At 44.4% G+C, this 11,547-nt stretch carries 12 protein-coding genes; 4 read left to right on the forward strand and 8 right to left on the reverse strand.

The window, feature by feature from the left end:
- Positions 1-200: 200 nt before the first annotated feature.
- Positions 201-515, reverse strand: a complete 315-nt coding sequence (locus ACOV1R_RS14770; protein ID WP_053267353.1) for a DMT family transporter — start codon at positions 513-515, stop codon at positions 201-203.
- Between the two features lie 141 nt (positions 516-656).
- On the reverse strand, positions 657-1,094 hold the full coding sequence (locus ACOV1R_RS14775) for an NUDIX hydrolase (protein WP_003644029.1): 438 nt from the start codon (positions 1,092-1,094) through the stop codon (positions 657-659).
- Positions 1,095-1,182: 88 nt separating this feature from the next.
- Between ACOV1R_RS14775 and hflX the strand changes: the two genes are divergently transcribed.
- Complete coding sequence (gene hflX / locus ACOV1R_RS14780; RefSeq protein WP_054518994.1) at positions 1,183-2,478, forward strand: GTPase HflX; 1,296 nt, start codon at positions 1,183-1,185, stop codon at positions 2,476-2,478.
- 111 nt (positions 2,479-2,589) lie between these two features.
- Here the strand turns inward: hflX and ACOV1R_RS14785 are convergent, their stop codons facing one another.
- The gene (locus tag ACOV1R_RS14785; RefSeq protein WP_003641140.1) at positions 2,590-3,150 is read right to left on the reverse strand and encodes a TetR/AcrR family transcriptional regulator; all 561 of its coding nucleotides are present in this window, start codon (positions 3,148-3,150) and stop codon (positions 2,590-2,592) included.
- A gap of 87 nt (positions 3,151-3,237) precedes the next feature.
- Between ACOV1R_RS14785 and ACOV1R_RS14790 the strand changes: the two genes are divergently transcribed.
- A complete protein-coding gene (locus tag ACOV1R_RS14790) occupies positions 3,238-3,996 on the forward strand; it encodes a sulfite exporter TauE/SafE family protein (RefSeq protein WP_223843891.1) in 759 nt (252 codons plus the stop codon).
- A 119-nt stretch (positions 3,997-4,115) separates the two neighbouring features.
- Here the strand turns inward: ACOV1R_RS14790 and ACOV1R_RS14795 are convergent, their stop codons facing one another.
- From ACOV1R_RS14795 to ACOV1R_RS14805, 3 genes are all read right to left on the reverse strand, one after another.
- Positions 4,116-5,270, reverse strand: a complete 1,155-nt coding sequence (locus ACOV1R_RS14795; protein WP_003645778.1) for an MFS transporter — start codon at positions 5,268-5,270, stop codon at positions 4,116-4,118.
- A complete protein-coding gene (locus ACOV1R_RS14800; RefSeq protein ID WP_016526974.1) occupies positions 5,270-5,710 on the reverse strand; it encodes a MarR family winged helix-turn-helix transcriptional regulator in 441 nt (146 codons plus the stop codon). Before ACOV1R_RS14800 ends, ACOV1R_RS14795 begins: the two co-directional genes overlap by 1 nt.
- A gap of 136 nt (positions 5,711-5,846) precedes the next feature.
- Positions 5,847-6,725 carry a TSUP family transporter gene (locus ACOV1R_RS14805; RefSeq protein ID WP_003641136.1) on the reverse strand — a complete coding sequence of 293 codons (879 nt, stop codon included), beginning with the start codon at positions 6,723-6,725 and terminating at the stop codon, positions 5,847-5,849.
- Positions 6,726-6,998: 273 nt separating this feature from the next.
- Between ACOV1R_RS14805 and ACOV1R_RS14810 the strand changes: the two genes are divergently transcribed.
- Complete coding sequence (locus ACOV1R_RS14810; RefSeq protein ID WP_053267354.1) at positions 6,999-7,439, forward strand: MarR family winged helix-turn-helix transcriptional regulator; 441 nt, start codon at positions 6,999-7,001, stop codon at positions 7,437-7,439.
- A 270-nt stretch (positions 7,440-7,709) separates the two neighbouring features.
- The gene (locus ACOV1R_RS14815; RefSeq protein WP_003644022.1) at positions 7,710-9,041 is read left to right on the forward strand and encodes an APC family permease; all 1,332 of its coding nucleotides are present in this window, start codon (positions 7,710-7,712) and stop codon (positions 9,039-9,041) included.
- Positions 9,042-9,174: 133 nt separating this feature from the next.
- Here the strand turns inward: ACOV1R_RS14815 and ACOV1R_RS14820 are convergent, their stop codons facing one another.
- Together ACOV1R_RS14820 and ACOV1R_RS14825 are read right to left on the reverse strand one after the other, a co-directional pair.
- Positions 9,175-9,933: a ChbG/HpnK family deacetylase gene (locus ACOV1R_RS14820; RefSeq protein WP_021357128.1), complete on the reverse strand. Its 759-nt coding sequence runs from the start codon at positions 9,931-9,933 to the stop codon at positions 9,175-9,177.
- A gap of 6 nt (positions 9,934-9,939) precedes the next feature.
- Positions 9,940-11,397: a PTS transporter subunit EIIC gene (locus ACOV1R_RS14825; RefSeq protein WP_003645782.1), complete on the reverse strand. Its 1,458-nt coding sequence runs from the start codon at positions 11,395-11,397 to the stop codon at positions 9,940-9,942.
- Positions 11,398-11,547: the final 150 nt, after the last annotated feature.

Here is an 11,547-nt window from a genome sequence, read left to right on the forward strand (position 1 = left end):
AATCAACGACCATTAAAAATACATCATCAACAGACTGCCATTGAAAGATTCCGGGCTTGTTCGGATTAAACTTGTAATTTGCCAACTTCTAAAGTTATTATAACACCGCTTTCATGCTTGTGGTCATTCTTTTATAAAAATATTGAAAAGCTGTTGGGGCTTCACTGATGAATCACAAACCCACTAACACCCCCCCAATCCTAACTCGTGACTTTGATACCAATAATGCCAATGACCAGCATTGCAATGAAGATCCACGTGATGGGTGCAATTGTATCTTTGAAGAAAACCAGGCCAACAATTATCGCACCGACCGCACCGATACCGGTCCAAATTGGATATGCAATACTCAACGGTAAGTGTTTGATTGCTAATGCTAAGAAGCCAAAACTCAAGACCATGCCAACTACTATGGCCGCAGCATAGCCAAAGTGACTGAACCCATTACTTAATTTCATCATCGTAGCCCATACCACTTCAAATAATCCAGCAATAATTAAATAAATCCACGTCATTATCAATTCCTCCTCAAAATAAAAAGGACAACGTCCACCCAACTTCCACAATGACCTAAGGAAGTTGGGTTAACGTTGTCCGGTGACAATTCATCTTAATATTTCAGTCCACTATAGCAAACCTCATAGGCATGGTCAAGCTTACTCACCGCAAAGCATCCACTTTGTCAGTGGGGTCAACGGTGTCGGCAAAGCATCTAAAGCAAAGAAAGCCGCAGTACTCGTCTCATCGGTGGCTTGAATCAATTCACCACCCGTTGTATTGGCGCGATATAACGTGGTGACACTGTCAATAATGTCCCCGTTAGGATACTGATAGTGCATCTTGGGCCCACTATAGACATCGATCAGCGTTAACTCACCCACCGTCAGCCCAGTCTCTTCTTTCAATTCCCGTCGCGCCGTTTGCTGGACCGTCTCTCCCGGTTCAGTCGATCCAGCTGGCAAGCCCCAACAGTGGTTATCGGTTCGATAAATCAAGACAATTTTGCCAATCGAATTTTGGGCCATTAAAGCCGCACCGGCCACTACTAGCGGTTGGTGACCAACTCGCCGCCGCAAATCAAGCACGTAACCCATTTTTGATTCCTCCCTAATACCCGAAGTCGTAATATTTTGATTAGACATGTTATACTTAATGCAATCATAACACGTTAGGAGTGAGTGTATGTCTGAAACCAACGCTCAAAAAGTACAAGAAGTCATCATTGCCGGCATGTCTAAAACGGTCGCCAATTACGACTACGCCATGTCCGAGCTAGAAGCGCTCGTTGCAGCCAATAATATGCACGCGGCCCTGCGAATTGACCAAGGATTGGAAAAACCCAACCCGGCCACCTTCTTCGGCAAAGGTAAAGTTGTCGAAATCAAAGAAGTCGCAGCCGCCAACGATTTGCACATTATGGTCATCAACGCGGATCTGACCCCTAGTCAGGTGCGTAACTTAGAGGAACAAACGGACATTCAGATCATCGACCGTACTGGTCTGATCTTAGAAATTTTTGGTAACCGTGCGCGGAGCAAGGAAGCCAAATTGCAAGTTAAGATTGCCCAATTACAATACCAACTTCCCCGATTACGAACGAGTATCTCCAATCGCCTTGACCAACAGGCTGGGGCCGCTGCTGGTGGTGGCGGGGGCTTTACCAACCGTGGTGCTGGTGAAACGCAACTGGAATTAAATCGCCGGACAATTCAAGACCGGATCAGTCACGCGAAGCACGAACTTAAGGAACTCAATAAAGACGAAGTAGTGCGACGTTCACAACGCGATAAAGCTGGGCTCCCCAACGTCGCTTTAGTCGGTTATACCAACGCTGGTAAATCAACGACTATGAATGGTTTAGTGAAACTGTTCGGTAAGGGTGAAGATAAGCAAGTCTTCGAAAAAGACATGCTTTTCGCAACGTTAGATACAAGTATTCGTCAGTTAACCTTCCCTGACAATAAGCAGTTACTGCTCAGTGATACAGTCGGGTTTGTCAGCGACTTGCCGCATAACTTGATCAACGCCTTCCGTTCAACGCTAGCCGAAGCTGCCAATGCTGACTTACTCATTCAAGTCATCGACTACGCCGATCCCCATTACAAGGAAATGATGGCGACCACTGAAAAGACGCTCAAAGAAATCGGTGTGCACGATGTTCCTATGATTTATGCCTTCAATAAAGTTGATTTAACCGAAGCCGACTACCCGAACCAGCAAGATGATCAACTCATCTATACGGCGCGTGATGAGGCCTCACTACAAGCTTTGACCAGTATGATCAAAGCCAAAGTCTTTAAGAATTACGTGACAACAACGTTATTAATCCCGTTCAATGATGGTGAAGTAGTGGCTTACTTGAATGACCACGCCAACATTCTCAAAACGGATTACTTAGCTGATGGCACCCAATTAACAGTCGAACTCAACACTGTCGATGCCCAACGTTATGAAAAATACGTGGTGACACCTGCTTAAACGACTCATTCAAAAAGATGGCTCTAGGATTAACCGCCTAGAACCATCTTTTTTGATTTAACAATCAACCCACTCTGTTAATCGCCAAACCACTAGTGCCAATAGTGAACATCATTCAGTCACCATTAACGCGTGCAATTGCGCCAATAGTTCGGACTGCGACCGTCCTCGCCATTGACGTTGAAAAGCATAACTAGTCCCCTTCAGCATGGCAATTAACATATCAGCTTGAAACTCACATGCCGGTTTCGAAAGCGTTGGCTTCAAATCACGAACCAGTTGCGTTAATAGGTCACATAATTGTTGATAAAGTTCGCTCTGATAAAATTGACGGCGACCAGGTTCACCGGCCTCGACATTCATTAATAACGCCATGTTGTGCTCACGAATCGCTAAATATTCCCCAATAACATGATCAAAACGTGCCGCTGCACCTACCGAGGTCGTGGTCAAGTAGACTTGATTGGTTTTAATAAAAGTTGCGACTCGGTCCGTTACCAATGCCAAACATAGTGTACTTTTATGGGCATAGTGACGATACAACGTTCCGGGACCGATACCAGCGGCCGTCGCAATATCTTTCATACTAACGGTTTCGATTGAACGCGCGGCAAAGAGTTGTCGCGCAGCAGTCAAAATTTTCTGTTGGTTAATTTGTGCATCCTTTCGCATTCGACACACCCTCCTATTTACTTAAGTTCACCATACACTTTTACGCATCACTTGACAAACGGAGTGTACTCCGTTTAAGGTATAATTATACAATTTAAGGGGGAATTCACTACGTTTGTCTTTTTATCCGGATTACTAATCGGCATCTTCGTTAGTCTGATTGGTGGCGGAGGTGCTGCCCTATACCTAGGTGTCTTAACCAGTCAAGTAGGCCTTGCAACCGCGGTAGCCGTACCAACCTCCCTAATCGTCGCCTTACCAGCCTTATTCTTTGGTTTTCTAACACAGTTGAAAATCAAAAATGTCAATTTCAAGATTGGCAATCAAATGATCATTGCGGCCGTTCCCGGTATCATCGTCGGGACATTCAGCGCACAATTTATTCCCCAACAACTGTATAACTGGATTGTCGGGACAATTTTTTTGATTATGGGTGCGATGGTACTAATCAAGTATGTTCACCATTCTAAACAAACTACAGCCGGTCACCAACCTTGGCAAGCTGCCTTCTTTGGCCTTTTAAGTGGATTGATGGTCGGCATTGGCGGCTTAAGCGGTGGTGCGACCACGGCTGCCGGGTTAGCAATTCTTGGGCTAACGGCCGTTGAAGCCGCTGGTACTGCCACCTATGTGTTAACTGTTATGTCCACAATCAGTTTAATCGGCCATCTCTTTACTAGTACTTTTGCTTGGCAATCAGGATTGGTCCTCATGATTGGCGCAATTATCGGCGCAATCATTACACCACTCGTGATTCGCCATTTAAATTTAGATAAGGTCAACCGCGTATTAACGCCATTTCTTGGTCTTATTATTATTTATTTTGGCATCAAAATGTTTATATAAAGGCAGATAAAAAGTCACTTCAGGCAGTCGTAAACTTGAAGTGACTTTTTGATATCCCCTACTGAAAAAATTCATAATCATGTGTATACCAAGAACAACCTTCTCCAGCATGTTGGTGGCTAAGCTAACTGCCGACGACTGACTAGGTAAACAACGATGATCAATGGCAGCGTCACCATCATCACGGGATAAAACCACGCCATTGGTAATTGACTGCTAATCAGCCCGCCAATGATGGGGCCAAGTGACATCCCGAGATCAACACCAATATAAAACGTACTATTGGCTAGCCCATGATCAGCTTTCGGCACGAGCATCAATGCTTTAGCTTGGCAAATTGAAAACATCAAACCGTATCCGGCGGCCAGTCCTGCTGCACCCAGCAGTAGCATCGCCCAATTGTTCATGTCAGTTAAGCCAATCAATCCTAATAGATTAAAAATTAAGCATAACCAGATGAACCGTTTAAATGGCACCCGGTCGAACCAATCGCGGAGAATAATTCGCAATACTAATAAAATACCCGCGTACACCGGGAAAAATACCCCCGCTGCCACATGAAAATGCCGTGCAGCGACGTAGCTGACAATATAGGTTTGGGTGGCAAAATATGGTAATGAAAATAAAAGCAAAATCAAGGCCACGGGGATTACTCGTGGTTGTACGATGCGAATATGGTGCTTAGTCGTAGCCGTTTGAGGCGTCACAATTGGTTCACCATGATCACCGACGAATTGAATCATGATGATGAGCAGTAAACTACAGCCCGCTGCTAACCAAAAAACACTCTGGTAACTGTAATGTTGATACAAGAAGACACTGATTGCCGGCCCGCACGCCATTCCAAGCGCATTCGCTAGCCCATAAATGCCCATTCCAGAGCCAATTCGATCGGGTGGCAATAAACTAGCCATCCAGGTTGCCATGCAAACTGAACACAAGGTATATCCCAACCCATTCAAAATTCGCAATAACATGATTAACGTCACGTTGGTTGTCAAACTATAACCTAAACTAGCTAGTAGCAACAAACAGCCCCCCACGAAGGTCAAACGGTACTTAGAGACCCGGTCGGTTAAATTCCCAGCAAGTGGCCGGAGCACTAGCGATGTCAAATTCGTTAACCCGGCAATCGTACCGGCAAGCACACTACTAGCGCCAATACCGTGCGCAAATCCTGCAATCACGGGATTGATTAACATTGGACTCATTAAAAAGAAGAAACTAGCCATTAACACTAACTTTACATCCGGCGTATATAAACGCGTCTTCATCAATTCTCATCACTTTCTAAATTCTGATTAACTTGCCGTAACAAATCTAAAAATACCTGTTGTTGTTCGGCATCCAAATGGGCAAACATTTGCGCACTCGTCTGCCAGCCATGTTGACGGAGCTGCTCGCGTTTAGCACGCCCACTCGGGGTCACTACCACTTGCTTGGCACGCGCATCCGTTGGACTGACCACTAATTGTACATATCCGCGCGTCTGCAAGCGTTGCACGATCATCCTGGCCGTCTGATGGGTAATTTCCTGATACGTCTTAAACGCGGTTACCGTGCGACCTGGCTGATCCGTAAAAAAGGTCAGTGCATCCGCTTGCTGAGTCGTTAACCCCACCGTCCGCAAATGTTGGTTGCGACGCCGCTTGATTTGACGAGCTAAAATCAGAACTTGCCGCGCCACCATTTCATCATGATTCATCTTAATCACCTGCCCTTTCATTTATACAGCCAGCTGTATAAATTGTCAACCAGCGACCGTTATTTTTTCTAGCAGCCTGACGATCATTTTAAACAACGACAAAAAAGTGGCTAGGCTTGGTTAGCCTAACCACTCATACCGTTGACTATAACACATTTTTCCGGCGTTGCGCGGCACGCCATAACGAAAAGGCCGTCCAACAGCTCACTAAGACGATCAACCAACTCAGGGCTGTTAAGGACAGTGACTTAACTAAGGTCGCTGCCACCACCACGCCAATAATACCGCCTAAAATAATGCCGAATAAGCCGCGATAATCGACGCGGTCATGGCGAATAAAATTCACTGCCGAAATCGGCATCAACAATGCGCACGACAGCATCATAATTGGGAAGGCGGCAATCGGGGTCAATCCCAGAAAATACACCATTACCATACACGGTGCGTACAGTCCGACTCCGGCTGACATCAGTAACCCTAGGATAAAGTTGCCACCAATGCCGACCAATAATTTCCAACCGGATAGCCCCGTCGCCTGATTAGCAACTCCCAGCAAACTGATCCAACCTAATAACTTCGCTGCCATCAGTAAAGCAGTGATGACTAACGCACCGGCCATGATTAACTGAATCCACCGCTGATTAAGCTTCGTCATGACTTCACTACCCAGTAATGCGCCGAGTGTTGCTGCTAAAACTAAACTAATCAGTGTCACTGGCTCGACCGCAACTGCTGTAACAAAGAAAAACGCCTCAAACGCGGTCGGAATCGCATGCATCGTGTTCAAAGTTCCAGGTAGCTTACGTTCATCCTTTAAATAATGGCTCGCTTGAAAAATTGCCGTGGACACGACGAAACTTCCGATACCAAGTGTGTCAAGAAAATCCGTCACGGCCCCGATAACCATGCCGAAACCAAAACTGTGGTCAAAAAATGGCGCTGCTTGCCGTCTGGCACCGGCTAACAGCAACCCAAATAAGCCGATGCTGAGCAGCATCAACAACACCACAATTGCAATTACCATCAATCTAACCCCACTCTCTTACCTACTCGTAGCATTATACTGTATTTTTAGGAAGGAACCAAAAATTATTACCATGACGTCACTGCAAGTGGTACCCACAATCATCAGTTTGCATACTGAACGTGACCACCAGACCATAAGATCCCACCGGCACTAGGGCAACTAGGCCCACAGATTGTCAGAATGTGCTATAATCCAATCAATCGATTGTGCACAATCATTATTAGAACGTCTCCGCACTTAATACTCATCGCATGAAAGGCGGTAATTATCATGAAGACAACCACAATTCGCCCCCTTGAAGACCACGTCTGTTTTTCAACCTACACAACAGTCCATGCCATTCAACGCCTCTACCAACCAACTTTGACAGCACACCGACTCACTTATCCACAATACTTGGTTCTAGTCGCACTCTATGCGACACCGCCGCACGCTGTCACGGTCAAAACGTTGAGCACCCAGCTAAATTTAAGTACGGGAACGCTGACGCCCGTGCTACAGCGGATGACCCAAGCTGGTTTAATTACACGTCATCGGAATCCCCAAGATGAACGGAGCATCTTGCTCACTCTGACACCTCAGGGAACCGCAACACGAATTGCTTTAAATGATTTGCCGGATTTATTGACTGCTAAGGGTGGTCTCAATCAATCCGATTGGGCACAACTAACTCAATTAATGACTAAGTTAATGACTAACCTGACCCGTTAAATAACCCTGCTAATATTAGGAAGATAAATAAATTAATTTAAAGCCACCACGCCGCCCAATCCTATTTTGTCGAAACTCGAATCACCAACCGAATAACACTGATTATTTTGAGTCTTGTCGAACTTTATTATTAAAATATCGTTATTAGTTCGGATTTTAGGCGAAAAACCGGCCACAACCAACGATATTTGATTGTCATCACCATTAATCTCTGGTATGCTAAGTGCAATCATTTAGAATTTGGTTGTTTCAAGGGAGGATTTCAGGTTAATGCAGGAAACAAAGCAAGCAACGACCCTGAACCGTTCACTCGGTTTTTGGTCAGCACTTTCACTCGTCGTTGGTACGGTTATTGGGTCAGGAATCTTCTTCAAGCAATCATCAGTCCTTGATAGTGCGGGCTCACCGAGCGCTGCGTTACTCGCCTGGTTACTAGGTGGACTGATTACGTTGACCGCGGGCTTAACAATCGCCGAGGTCGGTGCCCAAATGCCGCATACGGGCGGGCTCTATGTCTACATGGAACAAATCTATGGTAAATTGTGGGGCTTTCTCTCTGGTTGGATGCAAATCGCCGTCTACGGTCCCGCTATCATCGCTTCAATTAGCGCTTACCTTGGTATATTACTAGTTGGTTTCTTCAACCTGCAGGCGGGTTGGCAGGCGCCACTCTCGATTGGCGTCATCGTCCTGATTGGAATCCTCAACATGTTCGAAAACCGTTGGGGCGCCGCATTTCAAATTGCGACCACGTTGGGCAAATTATTACCGATTGCGGCTATTATTATTTTTGGACTCTTCTATGGTAATCAGAATGCGCTGGGACAGTCTTTACATACAATTACCCAATCAACGGGTAGTTTCGGGGTTGCCGTCCTCGCAACACTTTTTGCCTATGATGGCTGGATCTTAGTCGCTAACTTGGGTGGCGAAATCAAGAACCCGCAGAAGTTATTACCACAAGCCATTATTTTAGGGATTTCAATGGTCTTGATTGCGTATACCTTAGTCAGCTATGGGATTCTCCACTTCGTACCCGCGGCAACGATCCACAAACTCGGGCAACAAACGACGCTGTACTTTGCCCAAGCGGCGTTTGGCACAATTGGCGGGCGCCTACTGAACATTGGGATTATCATCTCGATGGTGGGCTGTTTAAACGGCAAGATTATGACCTTCCCCCGCATCGTGTACGCCATGGCTGCTCAGAATCAGCTGCCATTCGCTAAACAACTCAGTTACTTGCACAAAAAATCACACGAGCCGATCGCCGCAACCATTGCCATTCTCGTTTATGCTAGTATTATGATCCTGTTCTTTAATCCAGATCGCTTATCGGACCTCTGTATCTTCACGGTCTACTGCTTCTACGTGGCAACCTTCGTTGGTGTCTTTATTTTAAGAAAACGACGCCCAGCTTCTGAGCGACCATTCTCGACACCCGGATTTCCGATCACACCGCTGATTGCGATTCTGGGCGCACTGTTCGTGATTATCAGTGAAATTGGCTCAGACTTATCTGGTGTACTGATTTCCTTGGTTATCGTGGCCGTTGGGTTCCCAATCTATTATTGGAAGCAGCAGCAAAATCAAAATGCTTAATTTAAATTCTTGATAACTTGTAAAAGAGCGTTGTTACTGAAGATATTTTCAGTAGCAACGCTCTTTTTATGCTTTGCAACGCGCATTGAATAAGTAATTTAATCTGCTTACCGATTACCTTAACGCTTAGTAATTAAACCTCACTATATTTGATTAATTTGATCTGCTGTCGTTCTAACCATTCCTGCATTTGAGGATCTGTTAACATTGCGACTTCTTGCGTCCGGGGAACTGTCAGGCTTGAATGTTGTAATAAGTAGTCATCCAAATAGCCAGGATGACAAACCATCATAGCATAGCCGTCATTATATTGGGCTAGTGCCGCACGTTTCAACGTTTCATAAGGGTTATAGTTTTTGCCCATACTTTCCATAAAAACATGTAATACCTTTCCCTTAAATAGCACACTCGGACTATCTGGGCCTGCTGCAAAGCGTAAAATATTTAAGTGATGACGTTCACCCACAATTTCCAATCCCTTAACAAAGTTATCACTAACTACCGCATGACCCTCAAAATAATCAGGCTGGCGACCAACTAACGCTACAAATTTTTGATATTGCGCTTCGATTTCCAAAACAACTTCATTAAGATCGACAAAATCATGAATAGCCGCCCGATAATCCGAGGAATGACGAAAGGTACCATCTGGATTAGTGATGCTCGGAATCAATTTTGGATTTGTTAATGGCCGGCCAGCAGATATAACAGTATGCAAACCTAAGCAAACCCCTGCATCTTTAATCATGGCTAATCCTGACATCGTCGTTGGCATATTGACCATAACACCCACATTATTAATTAACCCGTTGTGAACTGTTCGTGCAATCCCAACATTAACTGCATCGGAATAACCTAAATCATCAGCTCGAACGATTACTTTTCTTTCCATTAGCTTTTAAGCCTCCACTAGTTTAAATTCTTTAGTCCCCTGTTTGTTTGTATTGGCTTCAACACCAATCGCATAAGTTGCAATAGCAGCTGCTACAAACGCAATCACGCCACTAACCACACCGTTAATCACATTAGATGTTTGCCCGCCAACATACGCAGTTAAAGATAAAAAGTTTGCAACAGGTACCATGACATAAGCTGTAACTGTTGTCAGGCCAGCATATAAGCCACCGCAAAATCCGCCAATCATCATGCCAATAAATGGTCGCTTATAACGAATTGCTAGTCCATATAATCCCGGTTCAGTCACACCCCCGATAATACTAGCGATTAAATAACCCCAAGCAAGGGTCTTTTGATCTTGGTCCTTAATTCGTAAGGCCGCACCTAAACACATGCCCGCGACCGACATACTAGCAGCAACTGCGCCAAGTGTGACAAAGTTTTCATGGCCCGATTGCGCAAAAATCATCATCATCGTCGTAAGCATTAAGAGATGCATCCCGGTCATAACCAAGATTTCCCATAAGGCACCAACCACTCCAACCGCGATCATCGTTGGCAAGCCACCTAATTTCCCAAAAGCTAATATTCCTGTACAAATGTAATTGCCGATAAAGTTTCCCGCTGGGCCTAAAATACATAACGAAATCGGCAACATGATTGCAATCGTCAACGTTGGGATAACAATCGTACTAATTGACTCTGGTACATAACGCTTAAAGAACCGTTCAATATACGACATTACCCAAACCGACAAAATAATTGGAATGACCGTACTTGAATAATTAACTAATGGCATTGCGATACCGAAGATATTAAATGCCTTTCCAGCAGTCACAATTTTAATTAAATTAGGATCAATCAAAATTGCACCTAAAAACATTGAAATAATCCGTGACGTATTAAATTGCTTAGCAGCTGTATATCCTAAGATGATTGGAAAAAAGTAGAATCCAGCATCACCAACCAACGTAAATAACTGATACAACGATGTTTTAGTACCAAGAATATTGAACATACTTGGTCCTAAAATGGCCGCAAACATTTTAAACATTGATGCAGCAATCAACATCGGAATCAATGGTGTTAAACATCCAGCCAATTTATTTAGAATCATATTTCCCGCAGACTTAAACGTTAACTTTTCTTTAGGTCGATTATCTAAATCTTCATTAATTGGAATTGGCGCGTTTCTAGTTAAATTCCCCACCGTAAGTAACGCATCATAAACTTTGCTAACTGCTTGTCCAATAATGATTTGATACTGGCCACCAGCGCGATTGACACCAATCACACCTGGAATATTCTGTACCTCACCATCATTAGGAATACTTTCATCCTTCAAATTAAAACGTAATCGGGTCATACAATGTGTCACCGAAGAAATATTCGCACTACCACCAACTGCTTCCAGTACACCATTCGCCACTTTTTCATACTGTTTATCCTTATTTTTCATGTCGCATACACCTCCATTAATTAACGGTTACGCTTGAGTATTTATTTTATTAACGATTCTTTTAACAGGCAAATTACAAGTTTAATCCGAACAAGCCCGGAATCTTTCAATGGCAGTCTGTTGATGATGTATTTTTAATGGTCGTTGATT

The organism is Lactiplantibacillus sp. YT640, assembly GCF_049745435.1.
GTDB lineage: Bacteria > Bacillota > Bacilli > Lactobacillales > Lactobacillaceae > Lactiplantibacillus > Lactiplantibacillus plantarum.

What these genes read in the sequence shown, in the direction of transcription:
- ACOV1R_RS14825 (WP_003645782.1), bottom strand. Translation starts at nt 11,397, where the DNA reads ATGAAAAATAAGGATAAACAGTATGAAAAAGTGGCGAATGGTGTACTG.
- ACOV1R_RS14785 (WP_003641140.1), bottom strand. Translation starts at nt 3,150, where the DNA reads ATGCGAAAGGATGCACAAATTAACCAACAGAAAATTTTGACTGCTGCG.
- ACOV1R_RS14775 (WP_003644029.1), bottom strand. Translation starts at nt 1,094, where the DNA reads ATGGGTTACGTGCTTGATTTGCGGCGGCGAGTTGGTCACCAACCGCTA.
- ACOV1R_RS14810 (WP_053267354.1), top strand. Translation starts at nt 6,999, where the DNA reads ATGAAGACAACCACAATTCGCCCCCTTGAAGACCACGTCTGTTTTTCA.
- hflX (WP_054518994.1), top strand. Translation starts at nt 1,183, where the DNA reads ATGTCTGAAACCAACGCTCAAAAAGTACAAGAAGTCATCATTGCCGGC.
- ACOV1R_RS14815 (WP_003644022.1), top strand. Translation starts at nt 7,710, where the DNA reads ATGCAGGAAACAAAGCAAGCAACGACCCTGAACCGTTCACTCGGTTTT.
- ACOV1R_RS14770 (WP_053267353.1), bottom strand. Translation starts at nt 515, where the DNA reads ATGACGTGGATTTATTTAATTATTGCTGGATTATTTGAAGTGGTATGG.
- ACOV1R_RS14805 (WP_003641136.1), bottom strand. Translation starts at nt 6,725, where the DNA reads ATGGTAATTGCAATTGTGGTGTTGTTGATGCTGCTCAGCATCGGCTTA.
- ACOV1R_RS14820 (WP_021357128.1), bottom strand. Translation starts at nt 9,933, where the DNA reads ATGGAAAGAAAAGTAATCGTTCGAGCTGATGATTTAGGTTATTCCGAT.
- ACOV1R_RS14795 (WP_003645778.1), bottom strand. Translation starts at nt 5,270, where the DNA reads ATGAAGACGCGTTTATATACGCCGGATGTAAAGTTAGTGTTAATGGCT.